We start from the raw sequence: 25,789 nt of genomic DNA on the forward strand, positions 1-25,789 counted from the left end.
AGACTTCCAAGAGACACACACCATGACCAACCAAGCCTTCATCTGCGACGCCGTTCGCACCCCCTTCGGCCGCTACGGCGGCTCGCTCAGCAGCGTGCGCACCGACGACCTGGGCGCCGTGCCCCTGCGCGCGCTGATGGAACGCAACAAGAACGTCGACTGGCAGGCCGTGGGCGACGTGCTCTACGGCTGCGCCAACCAGGCCGGCGAAGACAACCGCAACGTCGCGCGCATGTCCGCGCTGCTGGCCGGCCTGCCGCTCGAACTCGGCGGCGCCACCATCAACCGCCTGTGCGGCTCGGGCCTGGACGCCGTGGGCACCGCAGCGCGCGCCATTCGCGCCGGTGAAGCCGGCCTCATGATCGCCGGCGGCGTGGAAAGCATGAGCCGCGCGCCCTTCGTCATGCCCAAGGCCGAGAGCGCCTTCAGCCGCAACAACGCCGTGTACGACACCACCATCGGCTGGCGCTTCGTCAACAAGCTCATGAAGGCGCAGTACGGCGTCGACTCCATGCCCGAGACGGCCGAGAACGTGGCCACCGACTACAAGATCGAGCGCGAGGCGCAAGACCTGATGGCGCTGAACTCGCAACTGCGCGCCGTGGCCTCGCAGAAGTCGGGCTTCTTCGACGCCGAGATCGTGCCCGTGTCCGTGCCCCAGAAGAAGGGCGACGCCCTCATCGTCAACAAGGACGAGCATCCGCGTGACACCACCATGGAGGCGCTGGCCAAGCTCAAGCCCATCGTGCGCCCCGACGGCACCGTGACCGCAGGCAATGCCAGCGGCGTGAACGACGGCGCCTGCGCGCTGCTGCTGGCCGACGAAGCCAGCGCCGCCAAGCATGGCCTCACGCCGCGCGCCCGCGTGGTCGGCATGGCAACGGCCGGCGTCGCGCCGCGCGTGATGGGCATCGGCCCCGCGCCGGCCACGCAGAAGGTGCTGGCGCTCACCGGCCTGACCATCGACCAGATCGACGTCATCGAGCTGAACGAAGCCTTCGCAGCCCAAGGCCTCGCAGTGCTGCGCCTGCTCGGCCTGAAGGACGACGACGCGCGAGTGAACATCAACGGCGGCGCCATTGCGCTGGGCCACCCGCTGGGCGCCAGCGGCGCACGCCTGGCCACCACCGCGGTGAACCAGCTGCACAAGAGCGGCGGCCGCTATGCGCTGTGCACCATGTGCATCGGCGTGGGGCAGGGCATTGCGCTGATCCTGGAACGCGTCTGACCGCCGAGTCATGACGTACCCCTCGCGCCGAGTCGTTGCTCCTTCAACCACCCGGCGCGAGATGCTGCTGGGCCTGCTGTCCGCAGCAGCCCTGCCGGCCTTCTCCCAGGTGCCGCAGGGGCCGCAGGGCGACACCACCAAACCCATCCGCATCGTCGTTCCCTTCGCCCCCGGCGGCGGCAACGACGTGTTCGCGCGCCAGATGGCCAAGGGCCTGGGCGAGCTGCGCAAGCAGGCCGTCGTGGTCGACAACAAGCCCGGTGCCGGCGGCAACCTGGGCACCGGCGAAGTGGTGCGCAGCGCCGCCGACGGCAGCACCTTGCTGTTGGGCCACACCGGCACCGTGTCGATCAACCCCGCGCTCTACAAGGGCCTGAAGTTCGACCCCCGCAAGGACCTGGCGCCCGTGGCCATGTTCGCCTCTTCGGCCCTGGTGCTGGTGGTGCCCGCCAGCTCGAAGATCCGCACCCTCGCCGACCTGGTGAACGAGGCCAAGGCGCGCCCCGGCGCCGTCGACTACGCATCGAGCGGGAGCGGCACCGGCGGCCACCTGAGCGGCGAGTTCTTCGCCGAGCGCACGGGTACCAGGCTGACCCACATTCCCTACAAGGGCACCAACCCCGCGTTGACCGACCTCGCGGGCGGGCAGGTGCACATGATGTTCAGCGTGATTCCGCCTGCGCTGGCCTTGGTGAAGGGCGGGCGGTTGCGCGCCATTGCCGTCACCAGCGCCAGGCGGCTGCCGTCGTTGCCCGACGTGCCGACCGTGATGGAGTCGGGCCTGAGCGCGCTCGCGGATTTCGAGAGCACGCTGACCTACGGAATCCTCGCGCCGCGCGGCACGCCCGCCGCGTTCGTCAACGAGCTGGCGGCGCAGATGCTGAAGGTGGCGGGGGAGAAGGAATTCCAGTCGCGGCTGGACGTGGAAGGGGCCGTGCCGTTGCTGGGCGGGCCGGCTGAATATGCAGCGCTCATTGCCCGGGAGAGCGGGAAGTGGGCAGCGATCGTGAAGAGTTCTGGCGCGGTGGTGGAGTAGCCGCGACAGCCGAAAAGGAAGAAGCCGCGACAACGAATCGAAGAAACGCGGCCAGGAAAATTTCAAACCAAGAGAACCGAAAGAAGAGGATCAGAGGATGAAGAAGACGAACACAACGCGCCGCGGCGTCGGCCTGGCCGCGCTCGCGCTCGCCACCGCCGCGCTGGTGCCCGCCACTGCATCGGCGCAGCAACAGGCCTTTCCGACCAAGCCCGTGCGCATCATCACGCCGTTCCCCGTGGGCGGCGGCCCCGACGGCGTGGCACGGCTGGTGGCCGACAAGCTCTCTCGCGCCTGGGGCCAGCCGGTGGTGGTGGAGAACCGCCCGGGCGGCAACGGCTTCATCGCCATCGACGCCTTCAAGCGCGGCGCCAAGGACGGCCACGACATCATCGTGCTCGACAACGTGCACCTGGCTGCGTATCCGGCGCTGTTCAAGAAGCTGCCGTACGACACGGCCAAGGACTTCGACGCGCTGCTGCCGCTGTTCAAGACCTACTTCTTCTTCACCGTCGCGACCAACAGCAAGTACAAGACCGTGGGCGACCTGATCGCCGACGCCAAGGCCAACCCCGGCAAGCTCGACTACGGCTCCTGGTCGGTCGGCAATCCAGTGCACCTGGGCTCCGAACTCTTCGAGTCGGCCACCGGCACACAGATGGAGCACGTGATCTACAAGGAGACCACGCAGCTGTACACGTCGGTGGCCACGGGCGAGCTGGCCTTTGCGCTGGGCTCCAGCGCCACGGCCGGGCCGCTGCAGCGTGCGAACAAGCTGCGCTTTCTGGCCGCGGCCGCACCGCAACGCGTGGCGGCTTTCCCCGACGTGCCGACGGTGTCGGAGTCGGGCGGTCCGAAGGGCTTCGAGGTGATCGGGTGGAACGCGATCGCGGTGCCGAAGGGGCTGCCCGCCTCGGTCACCGACAAGATCAAGCGCGACATCGAGAAGGGACTGGCCGAACCCGACGTGCTGGAGAAGTTCAAGAGCTTCGGCTATGAGCCGTTCCCGACGACGCGGCCGCAGTTCGATCAGTTCGTGGCGAGCGAGACGACGCGGTTCACGGATGTGATTCGCAAGGCGAACGTGTCGTTGGATTGATTGGCATCGACCTCGCTCGTCACGCCAGCCGGGCGGGGGCTTCGGTACAGCTCAGAAGCGCCCGTCCTGCCGAAAGCTGTTGTAAGCGCCGTCCCCGATGATGATGAAGTCCTGCAGAGGCATCTCATGAATGACGCCCAGTTCATGCAGTTTCGCTGCGGTTTTCACATCGTTTTCCGAAGGGGTGCAATGCCCCGACGGATGGTTGTGCACCACGATCAATGAACTGGCCCGTGCCAGCATCGCATTTCGATAGAGCTCCACGGGGGCAAGCAGCGCCGCCGTGCCCGTTCCGATCGCCGCAACTTCATAGGAAAGAACCTCCAGCTGAGGGTTCAGGTGCAACACGACGACCTTTTCCTTGGTCTCGTCCTGCATGTCCTTGAACAGCGCGAATACCTGCTCGGGGCTGTCCACGGGTTTGTTCAGCAGGTCGTCGTCGACGCGCTTGCGCGTGAACGTGACCTTGAGTTCTTTCAAATAAGCCATCGTCAGTTCCTCCGTCGTGCGGTGTCCGCGTATTGATTGGTGCCCAAGATTGTCATCCACGCCACCCGGCTGCGCCACCAGACCGATATCAGGGAAGGGCCCGAAGCGCTGAAAGGCGCTACACACCATGACAATGAAAAGATGAACCTGAACGCACTCGCCCGCAAGGCATCGAAAGGCCCGGCACCCTCGGCCTATGGCGGCGCCATGAATGTCGAGGACATGATCCGCTTCGCCTCCGTCCACGGTGCCGAAGGCGCGGATGAAATCGAACGTCTCTGCGCGCAGCACGGCTGGCTGAGCGACGGCCTCCTCGAAGACGGCACGCGCGTCGTGCCCTTCGCGCGATGGGCACGGGCTTGCGCCGCCTTCGGGCGCGGTGGTGTTCCCGCACTGCGGCCGCTGCTGGCCGACCCCGCGCTTGCGACCTTTGCGATCGGTGTCCTGGAAGAGGTGAAGACCGTCGAAAGCGTCGAGACCTTGATCGGCTTTTGCGGCTCGGCGCAGTGGCAATCGACAGACGCCACGCATGCCGAATGGAAGGCGCTGGCGGCGTTGAACCTGCTGCTGAGCCTGGACGATGGCGTGAAGGTCGAGAAGGCCGTCATGGACGATCTTCTGCAGGTTGTGGTCAAGGCGTTCGGCGCAGCATCCGAGCCGATCCTTCAAAGCATGTGCCTCTGGGCCGTGCGTGGCGCGCCCGCGGCCGAGTCCCTCGCATGGGTGCAAACGCTCGACGTGGCGGATGCGGCTGTCGACGCGGCGCGGGCGACCGCGATCAAGTCGCTTCGACGCCGGCTGCCGCCCGACTACAAGGCGCCCGATGGTCGGCAGAAGCGGCAGATCCGGCGGCAACGCGCCGCAGACGTCTAGCGACGCGCCGCAAGCACCGCCTTCGCATCGAGCGGGCCAATCGTCACCGAGGCGTCCGTCGGTTTGTCACCAAGATGAAATCGGTCGCGGGCCTGTTGCTAGCTCAGCATCGAGCCATCCACGCACGTGACGCAGGAACCACCGACGCGAATGCCGCCCTTCGAATCGATGTTCACCGCGATGCGGCCATTGCGACCCACGCAGCGCCCCTGCGTGGCGAGGTAGTCCTTGCCGCTGGAAGGCAACAGGCCACGCGCCCAGAGGAACGCGGCCACGCTGCCGTTGCCGCTTCCGCAGACAGGGTCTTCGTCCACGCCGGAAGACGGTGCGAAGGTGCGCACTTCGATCGCGGCATCGCCGGACGGGTGCGGGCCGAATACCGTGACGCCGGTGACGCCCAGACGACGCTCCAGTTCCGCCAGCTTCGCAAGATCCGGACGCAGACCGATCACTGCGTTTGCATCCTCGAGCTGCGCAATGATCCAGACCGGTCCTACGTTCACGACACCAGGCTCGACCTTCAGCGCGCTTCCGAGAATGGCCTCCAGTTCGTTCAGATCCGCTTTCCCCAAGGTGGTGATCGCTGCCGGCGGAAGCTCAAAGCTCAAGCGACGATCTCCGCCCTTGTCCGTGACGGTCAACGCGACCAGCCCCATGTCGCACTCCTGGACCAGGCTACCGTTGTCACGCGGTGTCACGCGTCCGGCTTCCAGGAGCGCGTATGCGCTGCCGAGCGTGGGATGGCCAGCGAACGGGAGCTCGCTGCGGGGCGTGAATATCCGCAGGCGGTAGTCAGCCTCCGGCGATGTCGGGGGCAGCACGAAGGTCGTCTCGGAGAGATTGGTCCACCCGGCAATGGCTTGCATCTGATGGGTGTCGAGCCCCTCGGCGTCGAGGATCACCGCGACAGGATTGCCCATGAAAGGCTGGGAGGTGAATACATCGACCACCTTGTATGTTCTTTTCATTTCTTACTTTCAACGTTCATGTTCAGGGCCGAGCCTAAGGTTGAGCCTCCTGTGCGGACGCTCCACATCGGCGAGCTCGAGATCTGGCCGGTTGGAACGCCATTCGAGCCCGTCCAGTAAAAGGGCGGCTCTTCGATGTATGCGATACGTACTCTCATGCGTCGACTCCAACTGAACAGGGAAAAGGCTTCCTCGAATCCGCGCTTGCTCGTCAGCGAGAGGCTGCATCCAGACTCGAAGAAAGCGCAGCCAAGGCAGGCTTCAGCCTTGCGTGGGGCAGGTACCCGAAGCCGAGCCGGAACACCCGGTCGGCCTCGCCAAACCATTTCCCCGACGCAAGCTGCAGGTCGTGGGCCGGCAACAGATCCCAGAAGCGAGAGACGGCCGCATCGTCGAACACATCGGCGCGCAGCCGCAGGCAGCACAACGCACCGGCATCGGGTCGGATCCACTCGATGCGGCCCTGTTCGGCCTGGCACCAGTCCAACAACACGTCCAGGGCATTCGCAAGCAGGCGCCGACGAGGCTCGAGCACCACCGCCCTGTTGCGCAGCAATGCGGCGGCAAGCGCCTCATCGAGCACCGAGCCGGAGAGCACGGTGTTCATCTTCGCAACCGTGAGCCTCGAGCGGAGGTCCGCGTCAGGCACTGTGAGCCAACCGGTTCGCAGCCCCGGTGCACCCAGTGCCTTGGAGACAGACGCGCCGGTGACGATGCGCGGATCGAGTCCTGCAAAGCTCTCGACCATCTGGTTGTCCCCGTAGGAGGCCTCGCGGTAGGTCTCGTCGACAAAGAGCAGTGCGTCGGGCGACAGCCTGCCCATCAGTTCGAGGAGTTGCTCGATATCGGCGTGCGACATCCGCACACCGCTGGGGTTCTGGGGTGAAGCGATGCTCACCAGCTTCGTCTTCGACGTGAGGCATGCCTCGATCTGCGCGAGATCCAGGGTGTAGCCATTCTCGAACGAGAGCTTGACCTCCCGCACGGTCACGCCAGCGCCCAGGAGGCTGTCACGGCTCAGCGGGAAGCACGGCGTCGCCAGCACCGCTTCATCGCCCGCACGGCAAACCTCGAAAGCAAGAAGGAAAAGACCGAGTGCCGTCCCCTGCGTGGTGAGGACGTATTCCGCCGGGACCTTGCAGGCATCCGCAATCGCCTGCCGCAGGGCGAGCGAGCCGGCAGAGGTGCCGTAGCCGAGCTTCAGGTCGCGGATGTTCTCCAGACCCGGAAGCGCCAGAAGCTCGCCGAGGGTCAGGTCTTGCGAGGTGCTTTCCGCCAGATTGAACGGCCGGTTCACATCGAGAAGCGAAATGATCTCGTTGTACGGAAACCTTCCGCGCCATGGCGGCGAGGCCGCCTCGCGAACGTCGCGGTCTCTGCGCTGGACAAGACTTTCTGGGGTGGTTTTCATCATTCGGCTTCGAATCTGTGGTCGGGTGCGGAGGAATCGTAGCGAGCAGATGCAGACCGCAACAGCCACAGTTTTTCTCTTTTTCGACCGGTACAGTTGGCTTGTCGAAGTGCACCCGCATGGCAGAAAATGAGCGCCATCATGGAAGCGCACGCACCCTACCGATACGAACAGCTGGCCGACCTCATCGTCGGCATGATCGACAAAGGCGCGTTGTCCCCGGGCATGCGCGTGCCGTCCGTGCGTACCGTCAGCGAGCAGCACCAGATCAGCATTGCGACAGCGCTGCAGGCCTACCGCATGCTCGAGGATCGCGGCATCCTCGTGGCCAGGCCGCAGTCGGGCTTCTATGTATCGAGTGCTCACCAAAAGACGTTTGCGCTGCCTTCCACCTCCCGCGCACGCACCAGGGCATCGACCGTGTCGATCAGCGGCGCCGTTGCCGTGCTGCTGGAGCACGCGTCGAACCTGTCGCTCGTCCCGCTGGGGTGTGCCGTGCCCGATGCGGGCGTGCTGCAATCGAAGCGGCTCGATCTGACGCTCGCACGCGTGGCGCGTCAACACGGCGCGCGTCACAACGTCTACAGTCCGCCGCGAGGCGAAGCGGCCCTACGCCGCGAGATCGCAAAGCGGTCGATGCAGACGGGCCACGCCTTGTCGCCCGACGACATCCTCATCACCGGCGGTTGCACGGAAGCCCTCACGCTGGCGCTGGGCGCGGTAGCCAAGCCCGGCGACACGATCGCCGTCGAGTCCCCCACTTACTTCGGGCTGCTGCACACGCTGGAGGTCCTTGGACTGAAGGCACTGGAGCTTGCGACCGACCCGGTGCGCGGCGTCGACGTGGCTGCGCTGGCACGCCTGCTCGACAAAGAGCCGATAGCGGCCTGCGTGCTCTCGTCCGGCTTCAGCAACCCCCTGGGATACGTGATGGCCGAGAGCGACAAGCGCTCGCTCCTCGCGGTTCTTGCGAAGCACGCCGTACCCCTGATCGAAGACGACGTGTATGGCGACATCCACTTCGGCCGCGAGCGCCCCAAGCCCTTCATGGCGCTGGACCGGGGCGAGAACAAGATCATCTACTGCAGCTCCTTCTCGAAGAGCCTTGCGCCCGGATACCGGGTCGGCTGGATCGCCCCCGGCGCCTACGCACAGCGTGTGATGGAGCGCAAGCTGGCATTCAGCCTGAGCAGCCCGGTGTTGCCTCAAATGGCGATTGCGCAGTTCCTCGAAGGCAACGCCTACGACGTGCATCTGCGCCGGGTTCGGCGTGTGCTCGAGGAGAACCTGACGCGGATGGTCCGGGCCATCGAAGCCAGCTTTCCCGCTGAAACGAAGGTGAGCCGTCCCACCGGCGGCTTCATGCTCTGGCTCGAGCTGCCCAAGCATTTCGACTCGCGCGCGTTGTTCGAGGAAGCGCTCGAACAGGGCATCTGCTTTGCGCCAGGCGATGTGTTCTCGGCAAGCCGCCGCTACCGCAACTGCCTGCGCCTGAGCGCCGGACACGCATGGAACGATCGCATGGATGCCGGCGTGCGTCGCCTGGGTCGACTGGCGCGCGCACAGCTGGCGTCATAGGCGGCCGTGATCCAGCCTCAGGCCTGCCGCCGCGCCGCGGCGCGAAAGGGACGAATGTCCGCCTCGCAGGACTGCTGCTGCGAGCTTCCCCATCCCTGCGGCAGTTCATGCAGCACGGCCTTGGCATCGAGCGAGCCGATGGCCACCGAGGTGTCCGCCGGAATACGCCCCTGCGCCAGCATCGCCTCGTAGCGCAACGCGCACACGCGCAGGAACGACGCGAAGTTGCCGACCTCGCCGCGCGCCGCAACCAGTTCGTCGTACAGCCGCTCGATGAGCTGCACCACGACCATGCCGTCGCGCTGTGCGATTTCCTCGAGCACCTGCCAGAACAGGTTCTCGAGCCGGATGCTGGTGACCACGCCGTGCAGCCGCACCGAGCGCGTGCGCGCGTCGTAGCTCTGCGGGTCGGCACTGATGAAGACTTCGCACATGCGGCCTCCTGTGTGGGATGGTGGGCGACGCACGCACTGTAGCGCCGCCCAGGGGCCTTCAATGCGCGATGCGCGTACCGAGCACCACCAGGAACTGCGCGAGCCATGCCGGGTGCGCCGGCCACGCGGGCGCGGTGACCAGGTTGCGGTCGGTCACGGCCTGGTCGACCGGAATGCCCATGTACTCGGCACCGGCCAGCTCCACCTCGACCTGGCACGCCGGGTACGCCGACACCTTGCGGCCCTTGAGCAGGCCCGTGGCCGCGAGCAGTTGCGCGCCATGGCAGACCGACGCCACGGGCTTGTCGTTCGCCAGGAAGTGCTTGGCGATCTCGACCACGCGGCTGTGCATGCGCAGGTACTCGGGCGCGCGGCCGCCGGGGATGACGAGGGCGTCGTAGGCCTCGGGCTTCACGTCGGCGAAGTTGGCGTTCAGCGTGAAGCGGTGTCCCGGTTTCTCGCTGTAGGTTTGGGCACCCTCGAAGTCGTGGATGGCGGTGTGCACCCAGTCGCCGGCCTTCCTGTCGGGCGCCACCGCGTGCACCGTGTGGCCCACGGCGAGCAGGGTCTGAAAGGGCACCATGGTTTCGTAGTCTTCGGCGTAGTCGCCGCAGAGCATGAGGATCTTGCGAGCCATTGGTCTTGTCTCCTTCGAACGAGGTTGGAATGCGGCCCGGCGCTGGCGCCCGGGCCGTCGCCGCATTATTCGAAGGAGCAGGGCACAGCGGGTAGCAGCCGGCTGTGACCTTGCAACGCCCGCCTCAGATGAGCGTGGCGCCCACGCCGCGCGCCACCAGGGGCGCGATGCCGGCATAGAAAAAGCTCAGGTCGTCCTCGGGGCCTTTGGTGGCGCGGCCACGCACCTTGCCCATCACGCACACGCCGATCTGCGCATCGCCCTGGCCGATGACGAGCACGAAGGGGTTGTCTTCGTCGCCGCGCAGGTAGCGCCCGCCGAACTCGCGGCGCGCCACCTCGAAGACATAGGCCGACGCCAGAAAGTGAAGGTCGCCCGGCAGGGGCGCCTGCTGCTTGAAGAAGTCGTCGAGCACGCGATCGACCAGGGGCAGCGAGGCGGCCGTGTAGTCCAGCTTCGCGCCGTCGATGGGCGCGCCTGGTTGCGAGAACGCGCCGATGAAGTCGTTGGCCTGCGAGGCCATGCCGTCTTCGATCGTCTCCGGCATGGCGGGCTTCTTCTTCAAGAAATCGAACAGTCCCATGGTCTTGAGTTCCTTCCTGGTGAATTGAGTGGACAGACGCGCCAAAGACTGAATGCACCAGCGCACTGCAGCTATCAGAAATTCGCCCGCGTTGCAGTGCGGGTGCAAGAGCCCGTTCGCGCCTCGGGTCGTCACGGATCTGCCTTTTGCCTTGACTAGCCTTGCTCAGGGTTTTCCCGCATCTCCGGGCCGACTCCATCCAAACAGCCAGACAACTCACCCAAAAGACGAACCATGAAGACCACCCAACTCGCCCTTGCCGCCGCCGTTGCCTTGCTCGCGGTCGCTTCCGTCAACGCCCAGCAACGCACCCGCGAAGCCGTCGAAGCCGAAGCCATCGCCGCAGCGCATGCGCCGAACCAGAACGTGACGCGCGGTTCGCGCGGTGCCGACCCGTTCACGTCCACGGCCGACCCGGAAGCCATGTACAAGCAAGCCGTCGACACGGCCCACGCGCCCAACCAGAACGTGACGCGCGGCTCGCGTGGCGCCGACCCATTCACGTCGCAACGCGACCCGGCCCAGGTCTACCAGGAAGCCATGGCCACGGCCGCGGCACCCGACCAGAACGTGACCGGCGGCTCGCGCGTGAACAGCAAGGTCATCTCGACCATGCAGAACCCCGTGCTGCAGTCCGCGCAAAGCAAGTAAGGGCAAACGGAACGGGCCGTTGAAATAATGGGGTTCCGCCAGCAGGCAAGGACCCCATCGATGGCCCAGAACATCTACGACACGCCCGCCTTCTTCGAGGGCTACGAGCAACTGCCGCGCTCGGTGCACGGGCTCGACGGCGCGCCCGAGTGGCCGGCGCTGCGCGCGCTGGTGCCGCCGCTGCAGGGCCTGCGCGTGGCGGACCTGGGCTGCGGCTTGGGCTGGTTCTGCCGCTGGGCGCGCATGCAGGGGGCGCAGTCGGTGCTGGGCCTCGACGTGTCGCAGCTGATGCTCGCCAAGGCAGAAGCCTTCGGGGCGGACGGTGCCATCTCGTATGTGCGTGCGGACCTCGACACCTTGGCGCTGCCGCCGCAGTCGCTCGACTTTGCCTACAGCTCGCTCGCGTTCCACTACATCGAGGATCTGGCGCGCCTGCTGGGCACGGTGCACGACGCGCTGGTGCCCGCGGGCCGGTTGGTGTTTTCCATCGAGCATCCGGTCTTCATGGCGCCGCAAGCGCCGGGCTGGCATGTCGATGCGCAGGGGCGCAAGTCATGGCCGGTCGACAGCTACCAGATGGAAGGCCCGCGTGTGACGAACTGGCTGGCCGATGGCGTGGTCAAGCAACACCGCACGCTGGGCACCTTGCTGAACACGCTGGTGAAGACGGGCTTTCGCATCGAGCATGTGCAGGAGTGGGGGCCGAGCGACGAGCAGGTCGCCGCAGTGCCGTCGCTGGCCGAGGAGCGCGAGCGGCCGATGATGTTGCTGGTCGCAGCCAGCCGTTGAGCCGCATCGCGGGGCGGTAGACAGAACGCCCCGACAGTGAACACAATGCCGCCGGCCCCGTTGCCACTCTCTCCCTGAAAGGTCATCGCGATGAAAAAAGTGCTCGTGCCCGTCTGTCTGGCCCTGGCTCAGATGATGGTCGTGTCGGTGGCGTCCGCGCAGTCTTCCGGCGAAGCGGACCCGTCCCAGGGAAAGGCCATGCCGTCGCCGCCCACCACGCGCGCGGAGCGCACCGAGGCGCGCAAGGAGCGCCGCGTGGAGGGTGCCGCGGCCGCACGCGGACCGCAGATGCAGGAGGGCGAGGTTCGCGCGACCACCGGGCCGAAGATGACCCGGGAACAGCGGCGTGCCGCATCGGCCAAGCGCCGCGCGGCGAACCGCGAGGCCATGAAGGCGGGCCAGATGTCGCGCGGCGGCAGCGGCGACGCGCCTGAGAAGCAGAAGAAGCCCTGAGCGCACGGCCAGGCGCCGGTCAATCGCGCAGGTGGCTCAGGCGTAGGCCTTGGCCGAGCGCAGCTGCAGCATCGCCAGCATCCGCGCTTCTTCGGCGTCGCGCAGGCTCTTGGCGGCGCGGCTGGCGGCGTACGCCACATAGAGCGTCTCGATCGCCTTGCCCCAGCATTGGGGCGTCTGGTAGATGCTGTCCACGCTCCCGGGCACCGCAGGCACGGCGTACCCGGCCTTGCGCAGGATGTTGGCTTTGTGTTCGGTGCTGAGCATGCGGTGGGCCCCTGTCGATGTTGCAGGCAACGATAGCCACGCGATGTGACAGGCGCTATTGGCTACATGACGTATCCGGATGTAGGAAAAAACCCCTCCGCGGGCGCATTCGCGCCCCGGCGCTAAGCCATAAGGATTAGGCCGTGTCGCCCGCCTGCCACACCAGGGTGGCGGCGGCCAGGTCTTCCAGCGCGGTGCCGACGGCCTTGAACACGGTGCGCTCGGTGTCGTTGGCGCGGCCGGTGCGCTCCCCCCGGCACAGGCTGGCCAGCGTGCCCTGCACGTCCTGCGCGCGCAGCGTGCCGGCCGCCATTGCGTCGAGCAGGTCGCCGGACTTCTGCAGCGCCTCGTCGGTGTCGACGAAGGTGCGGGCCCCGGCAAAGCACTGCGCGTCGGCCTCGCGCATGGCGGGCGTGAAGCTGCCGATCAGGTCCAGGTGCGAGCCCGGCGCCAGCCATTCGCCGCGCACCAGCGGCGCGGTGGCCAGCGTGGCGCAGCTCACGATGTCGGCCTGGCGCACGGCCGCTTCCAGGTCGGGCCCGGCAACCGCCCGTGCGTTCCAGCCCTCGGCGCGCCATTGCGCCGCCAGCGTCTCGGCGCCTTCGGGGCGGTGGTTCCACACCCGCACCTCGTCGATGGGCCGCACGCTCGCATGCGCGGCCGGCAGCATGCGCGCGATGCGGCCGGTGCCCAGCACCAGCAGGCGGCGTGCATCCGGCCGCGCGAGAAACGATGCACCCAGCGCCGACGCGGCCGCCGTGCGGCGCGCGGTGATCTCGTTGCCGTCCATCATCGCCAGCGGCACGCCGGTGTGCGCGTCGTACAGCACGTAGGTCGCATGCAGGCCGGGCAGGCCGCGCGCGCTGTTGCCGGGAAAGATGTTGATGGTCTTGATGCCCAGGAAGCCCGCGTCGCTCCACGCCGGCATGATGAGCACGGTGCCCTTGCTGGTGCCGTCTGGCGTGGCCGTCTCGATGCCGTGCACATGGCGCGGCGGCACCTGGGCCGTGCCCGCGAAGGCCGCGCGCAGGGCGGGCACCAGCCGCTCGAAGCCCAGCGGGGCGCGGGTGGCGGCTTCGTCGAAGTGTTTCATCGTCATTGCTGCATGGGGTGCAGGGCCGCGTCGAAGAACTCGGTCAGCGCCTTGCGGTAGGCATGGCCGAAGCGCTGCCCCGTCATCGGCTCCAGGTGGCCGGCGCCCGGCACTTCGATCAGCCGCTTGGGCTCGCGCGCATCGGCCAGCAGGCGCCGCGAATGCTCGACGGGAATCACCTGGTCCGCCGTGCCGTGGATGAACAGCAGCGGAATGGGCGACACGGCCGCCACGTACCTCGACGCCGCGTACGTGTCGCTCACGAGCAGGCCGGCGACCTTGAACTTTTCGTTGGCGATCGACGAGTACGAATAGAAGGTCGACTCGATGGCCGCCGCCTTCACGCCCGCGCGGTTGCCCGAGCCCACCACCGCAATCGCGTTGGTGCCGCCCAGGCTCTGGCCGAAGACGAAGAGCCGGTCGGGGTCGACGTCGCTGCGCGTGCGCACGTAGTTCAGCGCAGCGTTGGCGTCTTCGAACACGCCCTTGGGTTCGGGCTTGCCTTCGGACTGGCCGTAGCCGCGGTAGTCGAACACCAGCACGTTGTAGTCCTGCTTCGGCAGCCAGGCCACGAAGCGCCAGTGCGTGCTCATGTTCTGCGCATTGCCGTGGAAGTGCACGACGGTGCCCCTGGCCTCCTTCGGGTTCGTGCGGCCCTCCGCGGGCAGGAACCAGCCGCTCAGGCGCGTGCCGTCGGCGCTGTTGAACTGCACGATCTCGTAGCGCACGCCGAGCGCGTCGGGCGTTTCGTAGCGCACGTCGTCGGGGTAATAGAACATCGACTGCACGCAGCCCGCCAGCAGCAGCGGCAGCGTGCACAGCGCGAGCTTGCCGCACCAGCGGCGCACCGTGCCGCCCGTCATGGCTTCGTGCCCGCGGCGGTTGCGCGGTTCTCTGCGAGCATGTTGCAAAAGAGCGCCCCTTGCTCGATGGCGTCGTCCAGCGCCACGTGCGTGTGCGGCATCTTGTCGAACCAGCGGCGCGGCATCGCGCGCTTGGTGCTGTCGCGGTAGTCGAGCCTGAGCATGGCCATGGCGAAGGACTTCACGTCCAGCGCCGAATGGCTGAACGGGCTCTCGCCCGCGAAGCGCATCAGGTACCAGTAGACGAACAGGAAGTCGAAGCCCGCCGGATACGCCACGAACACCGGCCGCGGCCTGGGAGCGTCGGGTGCCGCGGGCAGGCCCTTGAGCCAGGCCACGTAGGCCTTCATGGCGTGCGCGGGGTCTTGCAGGTCGGTGCGGCAGGCGGCCCAGGCCTCGGGCTGGGTCTGCCACCACGCGGCGGTCTTGGGGTCGGCCTCGGCGCCGGGCAGGGTGTGCAGGTTGGCGCTGAAGGTGGAGACCAGTCGCTTGTCGGCGGTGTAGGCGGCCGAGCCGAAGCTGAGCATCGAGTGCGGGCCGGGAATGGGGCCGTCGGATTCGACGTCGGTGCTGATGTAGATCTCTGGCATGGCTTCAGTCGATTCCAAGAATGGACGGCACCGAGCGCTGCAGCTCCTCGACCAGCTCCGCATCCATGTACCGGTACGCGTCCGGAATATCGAGCACATGGATCGGCTTGCCTTCGAGCATTCGCGTGAACTCGGCCACGAGCCGCGACTTGTGTTTTTCTTCCATCACGAGGATCACGTCGGCCCACGCGATGTCGTCGAGCGACACCCTGTGCCGCGCGTTCGGGCTGGTGCCCGCCGAGCGTGCCGCGACCAGCGGATGCCGGCGCCACAGCTGTTCGGCGGTGGGGCTGCGCCATTGGTTGCGGCTGCAGATGAAGAGAACGTTGCGCATGCGTCAGGGAGTGGCTGCGGGCAGCTGGAAGACATGCATGTCTTGCCAGCGGCCGCTGGAGTTTTCGATGAGCGTGACTTCGGTGCACATCGCGTGCACGGCGCCCGATGCACGCAGCCGTGCCTGCAGTTCGACAGCCGCTTCCTCCGCATGGCGCGCATCGCCATGGGCCACGGAGAGATGCGGAATCACGCCGTCATGTTCGCCGCCATAGGGCAGGAAGCCGGGAAAGGCCGTCACCAGCGCCAGCGTCATGGCGACGAAGGGCGCGGCCGGCTCCGGCGCCAGGTACGCGGTCTCGGGGAAGCGCCCGACCCTGCCCAGAGAGAACGCGAACGACGGCGTGCGTTGCAGCGCGCGCCCGGCGCGCTCGAGCACGTCGGCGGTGATGAGAGAAGGGTCCATGAACGGCACCAGCGCCGTGATGTGCGCCGGCACCCCCAGCGCCACGGTGGCGTCGAAGCGGCGTCGCAGGTCCCCGGCCAGCGGCTCGGCCGCGGGCACTTTCACGACGAATGCGGAGATGGCCATGGGGGCAGAGGATATCTAGTCAGCGCTACGGCGCGCCCAGCGCTTTCGCATCCTTGGTGGCGATCCAGCCGCGAACCACGCGGCCTTGCCCGTTCACGAAAGCGACTTCGAGCAGGTCCGCCCGCTCGGAGACGACGCCCAGCACATCGCCGCGAACCACATAGGCACGCCCCGCGTCGGCGGGCGTCTTGCGCAGAGGAGTCTTCTGCACGGCCACGCTCACCAGCCGGGTCCACGTGCCCTTCTGCGTGAGGTCCAGCTCCAGGCCCTTGTCGATCAACGGCGGCAGCACGTTGCCGCAGCCCGGCAATTGCTGGCCGCCCGGCAGGGCGAGGCTGACGCTGTCGGCGCCGGCGTACAGCCGGCCTTCCAGGGCAGGCAGGTCAGGGGTATCGCCGAGCGTGCGGACCACGGCCGTGCCCTTGGAGCTTGCGCGGCCCGCGATCTGGAAGGTGCAACTGCCTTGCTGCGCGAAGCTGCCGCTGACGGCACCGCTTTCGTCGACGGCCAGCATCAGGCCTTCGTACAGGCCCGAGCGCAGCGGGGCGGCCTGGGCGCTCGCGGCGAGCGTCAGCGCAACGCACGCAGACACCAAAGTTCTCTTCATTTCACGCACGCGTGTCATCGATCCGGCTCTCCCCTTGAATGTCTGTCTGGTCGGTATGGAGCGCCGAATCTATCAGCGGCCGACCTGGTTCCAGTCGAGCCCGTGCTTGACGAGGTACTTGCGCAGCCGGTCCGCATCGTTGACCACGCTGCGCTGGGCGCGCGAAGCCTGGAAGAGTTGGCGGCCCGCATCGCTCAGGCTGCGCGACTGCCGGCACACGCGCACCACCGCCTCGAGCTGCAGCCGGTCGAACAGGTCGAGCGCGGCGCTGCGCTCCTCGCCGAGCAATGCGTCCAGGTCGACATCGCCATCGCCGCCTTGCGCGGCCGCCGGCCCTTCGCGCTTCCACAGCCAGCGCAGCCGCGCGATCTCCGCCTCCACCAGCGCCACCGGAATGCGCCCGCCGTCGGCCAGCGTGGCCAACCGCGTCACGCTGGCCGACAGGTCGCGGAAGTTGCCGCTCCACAGCGCCTCGCCGCTCTGCGCAAAGCGCAGGTAGGCCGCGCGCGCCTCGGCGTTGAAGCGCACCACGCGGTGGTTCTGTGCGGCGTGCAGGGCCAGCAGGTGGTCGATGTTGGGCTCGATGTCCTCGGGCCGCTGCGCGAGGCCGGGCAGGTCGTAGGTCCACAGGTTGATGCGCGCGAACAGGTCTTCGCGAAAGCGCCCTTGCGCCACGTCGCTGCGCAGGTCGCGGTTGGTGCCGGCGATCAGCTGGAAGTCGCTTTCCACCTCCTTGTCGGCGCCCACGGGGAAGAAGCGCTTTTCTTCGATGGCCTTCAGCAGCATCGCCTGCTCGTCGGCCCCGAGCTCGCCGATTTCGTCGAGGAACAGGGCGCCCTGGTGAGCCGTGCGCAGCAGCCCGGGCCGGTCGCTGGCCGCGCCGGTGAACGAACCCTTCTTGTGGCCGAACAGGGTGGAGGCCGCGCCGTCGCCGCGCAGCGTGGCGCAGTTCACCTCCACGAACGGCCCGCTCATCTGGTGGCGCGCCTGCTTCAGCTCAAACATGCGCCGCGCCAGGAAGGACTTGCCCGCGCCCGTCGGCCCCACCAGCAATATCGGCGCGCGCGAGCGCACGGCCACATGCTCGATTTCGTCGATCAGCGTGTTGAAGCGCACGTTGCGCGTGGCGATGCCGCTCTTGAGGAAGGCGACCGCATCGCGCTGCTCCGCGCCGAAGCGCTGCGCGATCACGTCGTAGCGCGACAGGTCGAGGTCGATCAGCGTGCACTTGCCGGCCTCACCTTCGCGCTGGCGCTTCGGCGGCGAGGTCTGCGCGAGCACGCCCGGCACCACGCGCGATTCCGACAGCAGGAACATGCAGATCTGCGCCACGTGCGTGCCGGTGGTGATGTGCGTCCAGTACTGCTCGCGCTCGATGTCGAAGGGGTAGGCGCGCGCCCAGTCGTACAGGCGCGTGTAGACCTCGCCGAAGTCCCAGGGGTCGGCCAGGTCGAAGGGCACGAGGTTGACGGTGGTCTCGGGCGACACCGAGACGATGTCGGCCTTCACCACCTCGGCCAGCGCCTTGTGGCGCAGCGTGTAGAGCAACTCCATGCGCGAGACGACCATGTCCTCGTGCTGGGCGAGCGAGACGGTGGGACGCCACTTGTTCCAGCGGCCCGCGCCTTGGCCGGCATCGAGCTGGGTGCCTAGAAAGCCGATGACGACGATTGGCTTCATGGATATAAAACTAGCTGAATTTATAGAAATTCTGGAAATAGTACCAGGTGAGGTGAGTTGATGGAGCGTGGAAGAAAAGAAAATTACCCATGTGCATCAACAACTTGCATCACATCGGACGAAATTTCGTTGCCGTCGCCCCAGGCCTGGCACACCTGCTGCAATAGGTGATTCGTCCGGATGCAGTTCATCCGCTCGCAGGTGCCGCATGAAAGCGGCCCGGTGCCGCAGATCAGATCCTGTCTTGGGTCCGCGGTATGCCGCTGTTGAACTGGCTGGCGACTGAACTTGATTCAGTTCTGCTCATGGTTGAGCACCGTGCTAACCACATGGCGTTGCGGGTTCGATTCCCGCAAAAAACCCGGCGGTGCGTGCACCGCCATCTGACGGGGCGAAAGCCCCCCGCCCCGGCACACCGGAGCGTGCGGTGCAGGGCAACGAGGCCCTGCGGGCACGCAACACCGTGCCAAGCGCAGGCGGCTTGCGCACCGCATGTGCGGCAAGGAACTGCGTGCAGTCATCGCGCGGCGATGGGAGGTGACGGCGTTGCACACGCAACGCCGGGAGGCACTTGCCAAGCCGCGCGACCGCTGCACGACAGCCTGGCCTCCCGCTGTGCCCGCCGCCTGCCCTTTCGAGGGCCTGGATTGAATGACTGAACGAACCGAATAACCGACAACGAACAACGAACGGGAGAGAAAAAATGCTGGGTTTCGACCAATACACCATCAAGAAGAACGAACGCGCGCTGCTGCTGCGCAATGGCGACTTCGAGAAACTGCTCGGTCCGGGCAAGCACCGCGTGTTCGCGGGCTTCGACACCTTGAAGCTGGAGCGCTTCTCGCTCGCCGAGCCGGTGTTCGAGCACGAGCTCACCGACTACTTCCTGGCGCGCGAGCCCGAACTGGTGGAGCGCGAGTTCGTGCAGGTGTCGCTCGGCGAAAACCAGGTCGGCCTGCGCCATGAAGACGGCGTGCTGGTGCAGATCCTGCCGCCCGCCACGCGCAAGCTCTACTGGCGCGGACTGCGCGAGCAGCGCGTCGAAGTGATCGACCTGGCCGCCGATGCGCGCCTGCCGGCCGAGCTGCTGGCCAAGCTGCAGAGCGTGGCCCTGCGTCCGCGTGCGGTGCAGGGGCTCGAAGGCGTGCTACTGGTGCAGGTGCCCGAGTTCCATGCAGGCGTGCTGACGCTCGAAGGGCAGATGCAGGCGATGCTGCCGCCGGGTAACCACGGTTTCTGGCGCTTCAATCGTCAGGTGTCGGTGACTTCTGTGGACCTGCGTTCGCAGATCGCCGAGGTGAGCGGCCAGGAAATACTCACCCGCGACAAGGTGGGGCTGCGGCTGAACCTGTCGGCGGTGTGGCGCTTCCTCGATGTGCGGCAGGCGATGGCGCAGATGTCCAAGCCGGCCGAGCATGTGTACCGCGAACTGCAGTTCGGCCTGCGTGCCGCAGTGGGCGAACAAACGCTCGACGCGCTGCTGGAGAACAAGGCGGCCATCGACCAGACGGTACTGGCGCAGGTGCGCGAGCGGCTGGAGGGTTCGGGCATCTCGCTGGAGAGCGTCGGCGTGAAGGACATCATCTTGCCCGGCGAGATGAAGACCATCCTCGCCCAGGTGGTGGAGGCGGAGAAGTCGGCCCAGGCCAACGTGATCCGCCGCCGTGAGGAAACTTCGGCCACGCGCTCGCTGCTGAACACCGCCAAGGTGATGGAGGGCAACCCCGTCGCATTGCGGATGAAAGAACTCGAGACGCTGGAACGCGTGGCCGAGCGCATCGACAAGATCTCGGTGATCGGCGGGTTGGACCAGGTGCTCAACGGGCTGGTGACGCTGCGCCCGAATGGGGCCTGAACGATAGAGAAAAGAGATACGGGCACGCAGGCACCGAAGGGAGCGCCACTGCGAAAAATGTTGTTGTCATGTCCGCAGTCCGGGTAGCACCGGATGCGGCGGGAAAGTCGGTTGACGAGTACGGTTGAGGATGCAGGTGCTGGCTCCGATGACGGGTCTGTCACTGGCGCGCGTTTCCAATCGTCGACTGGGCCATCGGACTCAAGAACCATGGTCGCCGTATTGATGCGGGTTCGAATCCCGCCGTGTCCACCAAGTCAGTGAACGCCGTTGTTGTCAGATAGAAAGAAGATCATGTTGGAAGAAGATCGCACCCAGGAACGGATCGGCTACGTGCTGAGCGGCACCGGCTGGGCCACGTTCAGTTTTCGTGACGACGCCGAAACGATGGCGTTCGCGGTGTCGTACCTGCACGATTCGCTGGGCGACCTCGCGCGCATGGGGGTCGAGCTGGTGAAGGGCGCGCAAAGCGCCACGGCGGTATTCATGGACGAGCCTGGTGAAGTGCAGCTGGTGGTGACGGGCGACAAGGACGACCTGAGCTTCGAGCTGCGCAGCTACCACGATTGGGCGAGCTGGGAAATGACCGCCGCCGACAACTACAAGGTGCTGGCAAGCGGCTTCGTCCGGCGTGTGGACTTGGTGCGCAACATCCATGCGATTCTGGAGCGCATCTATGTGGAGTGCGGGCCCGAGACGTATCGCGAGCGGTGGGTGGAGCACGACTTTCCGCTTCGTGCCTACGAGGTGCTCATCGCGGCATTCAAGAAGCGGCCGCAGGATTTCTACAAGTAGCAAACGAACAAGACAAGACAGAAAAGAGAGAGAAAAAAAGAAATGGAACAGAACTACAAACTGCACGAAGTACCCAACGGCGTCCCCGTGAAGATGTGGACGAACGGCGTGCCCGTGGAAGACGAAGCGCAGAAGCAGCTGGAAAACGCCGCCCGCCTGCCCATCGTGTTCAAGCACATCGCGGCCATGCCCGACGTGCACTACGGCATCGGTGCGACCGTGGGCTCGGTGATCCCGACCTTCAAGGCGATCATTCCCGCCGCAGTGGGCGTGGACATCGGCTGCGGAATGATGGCCTGCAAGACCACGCTCAACGCCCGCGACCTGCCCGACAACCTGGGCCCGCTGCGTTCGGCGATCGAGAAGGCCGTGCCGCACGGATCGAACCCCAAGCGCATGGGCCGCGACAAGGGCGCGTGGGAAACGCCGCCCGACGAAACCGACGCCGCCTGGGCCAAGCTGGTGGATGAGTTCGACTTGATCTGCGAGGACTACCCGCGCATCAAGAACACCAACAACCACAAGCACCTGGGAACGCTGGGCACCGGCAACCACTTCATCGAGGTGTGCCTGGACGAGGCGGGCGCCGTGTGGTTCATGCTGCACTCGGGGTCGCGCGGCGTGGGCAACGCCATCGGCACGCACTTCATCGAACTCGCGAAGAAGGACGCCGAGCTGCACCAGCGCAACCTGCCCGACCAGGACCTGGCGTACTTCGAGGAGGGCGCCAAGTACTTCGGCGACTATGTGCGCGCGGTGGGCTGGGCCCAGAAGTTCGCGCGCGCCAACCGCGAAGTGATGATGCAGCGCGTGGTCGCGGCCGCGCGCAAGGTGATCGTCAAGCCCTTCGAGGCGCACGTGGACGCGGTGAACTGCCACCACAACTATGTGAGCCGCGAAACGCACTTCGGGCAAGACGTGCTCGTCACCCGCAAGGGCGCGGTGAGTGCGAAGGCCGGCGAGCTGGGGATCATTCCCGGCAGCATGGGCGCGAAGAGCTACATCGTGCGCGGCAAGGGCAACCCCGAGAGCTTCATGAGCTGCAGCCACGGCGCCGGTCGAAAGATGAGCCGTACCAAGGCGAAGAAGCTCTTCACCATCGCCGACCAGATCGCCGCGACCGAAGGCGTGGAGTGCCGCAAGGACGCCGAGGTGATCGACGAAATTCCGATGGCCTACAAGGACATCGACGCGGTGATGGCGGCGCAGCAGGACCTGGTGGAGGTGGTTTACACGCTCAAGCAGGTGGTGTGCGTGAAGGGGTGACGATGACGGCCTGGTGCCGCCATTTGAAAGTGAAGGCGCTGCCGAAGGGGTGAGTCGTTGGGGCCGCCTTCGCAGCGCTGGTCGACGGAGGTTGAAAAAAAATGAAAAGCAACAAGCAGCGGCGCGCCGAAATCAAGGCGCATCGCCTGCAGCGCGCTGCCACGCTGACTGCGCGGCGCTGTGCGCAAGGCGCCTTGAAGCCCTGGTCGCACGGTGATGAATCGAACAGCGAGCCCGCGGACCGGTCCGTGCTGCAGAGGTACAACAACACCTGCGGGCCGCTGCCGGCGTCTTACCTCGCGCGCCCCTTCACCTGCCGCGATTGCGGCGCTGAAGAAGTGTGGACCGCCAAGCAGCAGAAGTGGTGGTACGAGACGGTGCACGGCCCCATCGACAGCCGCGCCGTGCGCTGCCTGGCTTGCCGCCGCGAGCGCCGCGCGCGCTTGCGCAATGCGGGACCGGGCGCGAACCTTCTGGGCGAGCAGACCGATCGCCTGCGCGTGCTGGGCGACATGAAGCCCTGCGCGCAAGCGTTGGCCGAAGTCGATGCGGCGCTGCAAAGCAAATGGTGGAGCCTGCGTGTCGTGGCGATCCAGACGATGGCGCGCTGGGGTGGCGAAGCGCAGCTTGAAAAGCTCCGTGCACTGATGGCGAACCGCCCGCAAGGCGGTCGCCGATACTTTGGTTGGGAGCGCGTCGCCGCAGACGCCGCCGCAAGCGCGCTGATGCGCAGGGAGTGATCGACGTGATGATGAAACTGACTTTTCTGGGAACCTCTTCAGGCACCCCCACGCGGCACCGCAACGTGTCCGGACTCGCCGTTCAAACCGTGCTCGGCGCCGACTGGTTCCTCGTCGACTGCGGCGAAGGCACGCAGCACCGTCTGCTGCAGACGCCGCTGTCCCTGCACGACATGGCCGCCGTCTGCATCACGCATGTGCACGGCGACCATTGCTACGGCCTGCCGGGCCTGCTCGCGAGCGCGGGCATGGGCAAGCGCACCCGCCCGCTGAAGCTGATCGCGCCGCTGCCCGTGTGGCAGTGGTTCCAGGCCACGCGCGCGTTGACCGACCTGCACCTGCCGTACGAGGTGGAGCACGTGGACGTCGAAGACCAGGCGCTGGTGTACGAGGCGCCCGGCGTGCGCATCGAGCGGCATGTGCTGCGCCACCGCGTGCCCAGCCACGCCTACCGCGTGCAGGTGCAGACCCGTCGCGCGCGGTTGAAGGCCGAAGCGCTCAAGGCCACCGGCCTGCCGCCCGGCCCCGCGTGGCGCGCGCTGCAGACCGGGGAGGATGTGCCGTTCAACGGCAAGCTGCTGCGCAGTGCCGACTTTGCCGAGACGCAGGTCGACACCGCGGCCGCCGTGCTGGGCGGCGACAACGCCGCGCCCGCGCTGCTGCACGACGCCTGCCAGGGCGCGCAACTGCTGGTGCACGAGGCCACCTACACGCAGGACGTGCTCGACAAGGTCGGCCCCGGCCCGATGCACAGCTCGGCGCGCCTGCTGGCCGAAGCCGCGCAGGCCGCCGGCGTGCCGAACCTGGTGCTCACGCATTTCAGCGCGCGCCACCAGAACGACGAAGGCATGGCGGCGCTGATGGCCGAGACGCAGGCGCACTACCGCGGCCATGCGTTCCTGGCCAACGACCTGGATGTATTTGCGCTTGACAGTGCCGGCACGGTGACCGTGGCGCGTGCGCAAGAAGAAAAAACGAAGAAGGGAGAAGACCAATGAACAACACCGAAGAATTCCTGCGCTCCGACCACCCGATAGCGCCCGCCATGCGCGCGCAGATCATGGACAACCTGCGCGACATCGAAGCGAAGCACGACGTCACCGTGCTCTTCGCCTGCGAATCCGGCAGCCGCGGCTGGGGCTTCGCCTCGCCCGACAGCGACTACGACGTGCGCTTCATCTACGTCAACCGCCTGCCGTGGTACCTCACGGTGCAGCCGCGCCGCGACGTGATCGAAGTGCCGATCAGCGGCGACCTCGACATCAACGGCTGGGACCTGCGCAAGGCGCTGGGCCTGATGCGCGAGTCGAACCCGACGCTGCTCGAATGGCTGCGCTCGCCCATCGTGTACCGCGACGACGCCGTGGCGATGCCGCGTTTTCGTGCGCTGTCGGAGGCGGTGTTTTCCAACGCGCGCGGCTGGCACCACTACGCCTCGATGGCGAAGAAGAACTTTCGCGAGCACCTGCAGGCCGACGAGGTGCGCTACAAGAAGTACCTCTACGTGCTGCGCCCGCTGCTGGCCGCGCGCTGGATCCGCGCACAGCCCGGCGTGCCGCCGATGCGCTTCGCCGACCTGGCGCAGGGCACGCTCGATGCGGTGCGCGACGCCGCGCTGATCGACGAGATCAACGCGCTGCTCGAGGTGAAGATGCGCGCCGGCGAAGCCGCGACCAGCCCGCGCTGGCCCGGCATCCATGCGTTCATCGAGTCCGAGCTGGCGGCCAACGCGGCCGAGCCGGTGACGCCGCTGCCGTCGGCCGACGGTTCGGGGCTGGATGCATTCCTTTGCGAGACGGTGCTGCGCTTCGATGCGGCGGCGGGGGCAAGGGCAACGGTTGCAGGCGAAGGAGGCCGCGCATGATCGAGCTCGACGGCTCGCAAGGCGAGGGCGGCGGCCAGATCCTGCGCACCAGCCTCGCGCTGTCGGTGGCCACGGGCCAGCCGCTGTCGATCGAGAAGATCCGCGCGGGCCGCGCCAAGCCCGGCCTCATGCGCCAGCACCTGGCCTGCGTGAACGCCGCCGCGGCCATCAGCGGTGCGCAGGTCGACGGAGCCGAGCTCGGCTCGCAGTCGCTGCGCTTCGTGCCCGGCCCGGTGCGCGCGGGCGAGTACCGCTTTGCGATCGCCAGCGCGGGCAGCTGCATGCTGGTGCTGCAGACGGTGCTGCCGCCTCTGCTGCTGGCCGGTACGCCAAGCACGGTGCACCTGAGCGGCGGCACGCACAACCCGATGGCGCCACCCTTTCATTTCCTGGAGCGCGCTTTTGTGCCGCTGGTGCGCCGCCTGGGCGCGGACCTGCAGCTGACGCTGCGCCGCTGCGGTTTCTATCCAGCCGGTGGCGGCGAGGTCGACGCGCTCATCGTGCCGGCGGCCGGCGCGCTGCAGCCCTTCGACCTGATGGCGCGCGGCGCGCACCAGTCCGGCTACGCGGAATGCCTGGCCCCCGGCCTGCCGCGCCACGTGCCGACGCGCGAGCTCGACACGCTGGGCAGTGCGATGGGCTGGTCGGGCGAGCAGCTGCGCTTCGGCACGGCGAGGCAGAACGAGGGCCCGGGCAATGCGCTGCTGGCCACGCTGGCCTATGAGCACGTCACCGAGGTGTTCACGGCCTTCGGCGAGAAGGCACTGAGCGCCGAGCAGGTGGCGCACGGGCTGGTGAAGGAGCTGCGCGAATACCAGAAGAGCGAGGCGGCGGTCGGTCCGCACCTGGCCGATCAGCTGGCGCTGCTGCTGGCGCTTGCCGCGTGGCAGGGGCAGAAGGCCTGCGCCTTCACCTGCAGCGAGGTGACGGAGCACACGCGCACCAACTGCGCGGTGATCGAGCGCTTCCTGCCGGTGTGCTTCGCCATCACCGAAAGCCGCCAGGCTTGCACGGTGCAGGTCGCGCCGCTTGAAGGCAAACCCGTTCGCCCAGGCTCAGCCCGCTGAACGGAAAA

29 protein-coding genes are annotated in these 25,789 nt (G+C 67.0%); 15 read left to right on the forward strand and 14 right to left on the reverse strand.

From position 1 onward, the window contains the following. Nucleotides 1-22: 22 nt before the first annotated feature. From pcaF to ACSFBM_RS14785, 3 genes are all read left to right on the forward strand, one after another. Nucleotides 23-1,228, forward strand: coding sequence for a 3-oxoadipyl-CoA thiolase (gene pcaF / locus ACSFBM_RS14775; protein ID WP_435485007.1), 1,206 nt, complete (start codon nucleotides 23-25; stop codon nucleotides 1,226-1,228). Nucleotides 1,229-1,289: 61 nt separating this feature from the next. Further along, nucleotides 1,290-2,264, forward strand: coding sequence for a Bug family tripartite tricarboxylate transporter substrate binding protein (locus ACSFBM_RS14780; RefSeq protein WP_435485264.1), 975 nt, complete (start codon nucleotides 1,290-1,292; stop codon nucleotides 2,262-2,264). Between the two features lie 97 nt (nucleotides 2,265-2,361). After that, a complete protein-coding gene (locus ACSFBM_RS14785) occupies nucleotides 2,362-3,363 on the forward strand; it encodes a Bug family tripartite tricarboxylate transporter substrate binding protein (protein WP_435485008.1) in 1,002 nt (333 codons plus the stop codon). A 51-nt stretch (nucleotides 3,364-3,414) separates the two neighbouring features. Here ACSFBM_RS14785 and ACSFBM_RS14790 read toward each other — a convergent pair whose 3' ends face one another. Then, complete coding sequence (locus ACSFBM_RS14790) at nucleotides 3,415-3,852, reverse strand: JAB domain-containing protein (protein ID WP_435485009.1); 438 nt, start codon at nucleotides 3,850-3,852, stop codon at nucleotides 3,415-3,417. A 39-nt stretch (nucleotides 3,853-3,891) separates the two neighbouring features. Between ACSFBM_RS14790 and ACSFBM_RS14795 the strand changes: the two genes are divergently transcribed. Beyond that, nucleotides 3,892-4,725: a hypothetical protein gene (locus ACSFBM_RS14795; protein WP_435485010.1), complete on the forward strand. Its 834-nt coding sequence runs from the start codon at nucleotides 3,892-3,894 to the stop codon at nucleotides 4,723-4,725. A 98-nt stretch (nucleotides 4,726-4,823) separates the two neighbouring features. Here ACSFBM_RS14795 and ACSFBM_RS14800 read toward each other — a convergent pair whose 3' ends face one another. Both ACSFBM_RS14800 and ACSFBM_RS14805 read right to left on the reverse strand, forming a co-directional pair. Next, nucleotides 4,824-5,693 carry a PhzF family phenazine biosynthesis protein gene (locus ACSFBM_RS14800; RefSeq protein WP_435485011.1) on the reverse strand — a complete coding sequence of 290 codons (870 nt, stop codon included), beginning with the start codon at nucleotides 5,691-5,693 and terminating at the stop codon, nucleotides 4,824-4,826. 211 nt (nucleotides 5,694-5,904) lie between these two features. Beyond that, nucleotides 5,905-7,107: a pyridoxal phosphate-dependent aminotransferase gene (locus ACSFBM_RS14805; RefSeq protein WP_435485012.1), complete on the reverse strand. Its 1,203-nt coding sequence runs from the start codon at nucleotides 7,105-7,107 to the stop codon at nucleotides 5,905-5,907. A gap of 126 nt (nucleotides 7,108-7,233) precedes the next feature. Here ACSFBM_RS14805 and ACSFBM_RS14810 point away from each other — a divergent pair, with 126 nt between their 5' ends. Continuing rightward, nucleotides 7,234-8,682 (forward strand): aminotransferase-like domain-containing protein, encoded by a 1,449-nt coding sequence (locus ACSFBM_RS14810; protein ID WP_435485013.1) that lies wholly within the window; start codon nucleotides 7,234-7,236, stop codon nucleotides 8,680-8,682. A gap of 17 nt (nucleotides 8,683-8,699) precedes the next feature. Here ACSFBM_RS14810 and ACSFBM_RS14815 read toward each other — a convergent pair whose 3' ends face one another. The 3 genes from ACSFBM_RS14815 to ACSFBM_RS14825 all read right to left on the reverse strand — a co-directional run bounded on the left by ACSFBM_RS14815 (nucleotide 8,700) and on the right by ACSFBM_RS14825 (nucleotide 10,336). Continuing rightward, nucleotides 8,700-9,116 carry a ribbon-helix-helix domain-containing protein gene (locus ACSFBM_RS14815; RefSeq protein ID WP_435485014.1) on the reverse strand — a complete coding sequence of 139 codons (417 nt, stop codon included), beginning with the start codon at nucleotides 9,114-9,116 and terminating at the stop codon, nucleotides 8,700-8,702. A 58-nt stretch (nucleotides 9,117-9,174) separates the two neighbouring features. Further along, nucleotides 9,175-9,753, reverse strand: a complete 579-nt coding sequence (locus ACSFBM_RS14820; protein WP_435485015.1) for a DJ-1/PfpI family protein — start codon at nucleotides 9,751-9,753, stop codon at nucleotides 9,175-9,177. Between the two features lie 124 nt (nucleotides 9,754-9,877). After that, on the reverse strand, nucleotides 9,878-10,336 hold the full coding sequence (locus ACSFBM_RS14825; RefSeq protein WP_435485016.1) for a hypothetical protein: 459 nt from the start codon (nucleotides 10,334-10,336) through the stop codon (nucleotides 9,878-9,880). Between the two features lie 234 nt (nucleotides 10,337-10,570). Here ACSFBM_RS14825 and ACSFBM_RS14830 point away from each other — a divergent pair, with 234 nt between their 5' ends. The 3 genes from ACSFBM_RS14830 (at nucleotide 10,571) to ACSFBM_RS14840 (ending at nucleotide 12,229) form a co-directional block, all read left to right on the forward strand. Continuing rightward, nucleotides 10,571-10,987: a hypothetical protein gene (locus ACSFBM_RS14830; protein WP_435436949.1), complete on the forward strand. Its 417-nt coding sequence runs from the start codon at nucleotides 10,571-10,573 to the stop codon at nucleotides 10,985-10,987. Nucleotides 10,988-11,047: 60 nt separating this feature from the next. Then, nucleotides 11,048-11,776, forward strand: coding sequence for a class I SAM-dependent methyltransferase (locus tag ACSFBM_RS14835; RefSeq protein WP_435485017.1), 729 nt, complete (start codon nucleotides 11,048-11,050; stop codon nucleotides 11,774-11,776). Nucleotides 11,777-11,866: 90 nt separating this feature from the next. Beyond that, nucleotides 11,867-12,229 (forward strand): hypothetical protein, encoded by a 363-nt coding sequence (locus tag ACSFBM_RS14840; RefSeq protein WP_435485018.1) that lies wholly within the window; start codon nucleotides 11,867-11,869, stop codon nucleotides 12,227-12,229. A 36-nt stretch (nucleotides 12,230-12,265) separates the two neighbouring features. Here the strand turns inward: ACSFBM_RS14840 and ACSFBM_RS14845 are convergent, their stop codons facing one another. The 8 genes from ACSFBM_RS14845 to rtcR form a co-directional block, all read right to left on the reverse strand. Then, nucleotides 12,266-12,496 (reverse strand): hypothetical protein, encoded by a 231-nt coding sequence (locus ACSFBM_RS14845; RefSeq protein WP_435436952.1) that lies wholly within the window; start codon nucleotides 12,494-12,496, stop codon nucleotides 12,266-12,268. Between the two features lie 136 nt (nucleotides 12,497-12,632). Next, nucleotides 12,633-13,589: a bifunctional Delta(1)-pyrroline-2-carboxylate/Delta(1)-piperideine-2-carboxylate reductase gene (lhpI, locus tag ACSFBM_RS14850; protein WP_435485265.1), complete on the reverse strand. Its 957-nt coding sequence runs from the start codon at nucleotides 13,587-13,589 to the stop codon at nucleotides 12,633-12,635. 2 nt (nucleotides 13,590-13,591) lie between these two features. Continuing rightward, nucleotides 13,592-14,452, reverse strand: a complete 861-nt coding sequence (locus tag ACSFBM_RS14855) for an alpha/beta hydrolase (protein ID WP_435485019.1) — start codon at nucleotides 14,450-14,452, stop codon at nucleotides 13,592-13,594. Further along, the gene (locus tag ACSFBM_RS14860) at nucleotides 14,449-15,042 is read right to left on the reverse strand and encodes a 3'-5' exonuclease family protein (protein WP_435485020.1); all 594 of its coding nucleotides are present in this window, start codon (nucleotides 15,040-15,042) and stop codon (nucleotides 14,449-14,451) included. Before ACSFBM_RS14860 ends, ACSFBM_RS14855 begins: the two co-directional genes overlap by 4 nt. A 4-nt stretch (nucleotides 15,043-15,046) precedes the next feature. After that, nucleotides 15,047-15,376, reverse strand: a complete 330-nt coding sequence (locus ACSFBM_RS14865; protein WP_435485021.1) for a low molecular weight protein tyrosine phosphatase family protein — start codon at nucleotides 15,374-15,376, stop codon at nucleotides 15,047-15,049. A 3-nt stretch (nucleotides 15,377-15,379) separates the two neighbouring features. Beyond that, nucleotides 15,380-15,907 carry a 2'-5' RNA ligase family protein gene (locus tag ACSFBM_RS14870; RefSeq protein ID WP_435485022.1) on the reverse strand — a complete coding sequence of 176 codons (528 nt, stop codon included), beginning with the start codon at nucleotides 15,905-15,907 and terminating at the stop codon, nucleotides 15,380-15,382. 25 nt (nucleotides 15,908-15,932) lie between these two features. Further along, entirely contained in the window at nucleotides 15,933-16,514 is a 582-nt protein-coding gene (locus ACSFBM_RS14875; protein WP_435485023.1) for a hypothetical protein, read from the reverse strand. 72 nt (nucleotides 16,515-16,586) lie between these two features. After that, complete coding sequence (gene rtcR, locus ACSFBM_RS14880) at nucleotides 16,587-18,194, reverse strand: RNA repair transcriptional activator RtcR (protein WP_435485024.1); 1,608 nt, start codon at nucleotides 18,192-18,194, stop codon at nucleotides 16,587-16,589. 703 nt (nucleotides 18,195-18,897) lie between these two features. Between rtcR and ACSFBM_RS14885 the strand changes: the two genes are divergently transcribed. The 7 genes from ACSFBM_RS14885 (at nucleotide 18,898) to rtcA (ending at nucleotide 25,781) form a co-directional block, all read left to right on the forward strand. After that, nucleotides 18,898-20,049 carry a slipin family protein gene (locus ACSFBM_RS14885; protein WP_435485025.1) on the forward strand — a complete coding sequence of 384 codons (1,152 nt, stop codon included), beginning with the start codon at nucleotides 18,898-18,900 and terminating at the stop codon, nucleotides 20,047-20,049. Between the two features lie 294 nt (nucleotides 20,050-20,343). Beyond that, entirely contained in the window at nucleotides 20,344-20,844 is a 501-nt protein-coding gene (locus ACSFBM_RS14890; RefSeq protein ID WP_435485026.1) for a hypothetical protein, read from the forward strand. Between the two features lie 42 nt (nucleotides 20,845-20,886). After that, nucleotides 20,887-22,110 (forward strand): RtcB family protein, encoded by a 1,224-nt coding sequence (locus ACSFBM_RS14895; RefSeq protein WP_435485027.1) that lies wholly within the window; start codon nucleotides 20,887-20,889, stop codon nucleotides 22,108-22,110. A 101-nt stretch (nucleotides 22,111-22,211) separates the two neighbouring features. Then, nucleotides 22,212-22,850: a zinc-ribbon domain containing protein gene (locus ACSFBM_RS14900; protein ID WP_435485028.1), complete on the forward strand. Its 639-nt coding sequence runs from the start codon at nucleotides 22,212-22,214 to the stop codon at nucleotides 22,848-22,850. Between the two features lie 11 nt (nucleotides 22,851-22,861). After that, a complete protein-coding gene (locus ACSFBM_RS14905) occupies nucleotides 22,862-23,848 on the forward strand; it encodes a ribonuclease Z (protein ID WP_435485029.1) in 987 nt (328 codons plus the stop codon). After that, a complete protein-coding gene (locus ACSFBM_RS14910; RefSeq protein ID WP_435485030.1) occupies nucleotides 23,845-24,714 on the forward strand; it encodes a nucleotidyltransferase domain-containing protein in 870 nt (289 codons plus the stop codon). The genes ACSFBM_RS14905 and ACSFBM_RS14910 overlap by 4 nt, the downstream gene beginning before the upstream one ends. Continuing rightward, a complete protein-coding gene (gene rtcA, locus ACSFBM_RS14915; RefSeq protein WP_435485031.1) occupies nucleotides 24,711-25,781 on the forward strand; it encodes an RNA 3'-terminal phosphate cyclase in 1,071 nt (356 codons plus the stop codon). Before ACSFBM_RS14910 ends, rtcA begins: the two co-directional genes overlap by 4 nt. Nucleotides 25,782-25,789: the final 8 nt, after the last annotated feature.

The sequence above is a fragment of the Variovorax pasteuri genome, from assembly GCF_051216435.1.
Lineage (GTDB): Bacteria > Pseudomonadota > Gammaproteobacteria > Burkholderiales > Burkholderiaceae_C > Variovorax.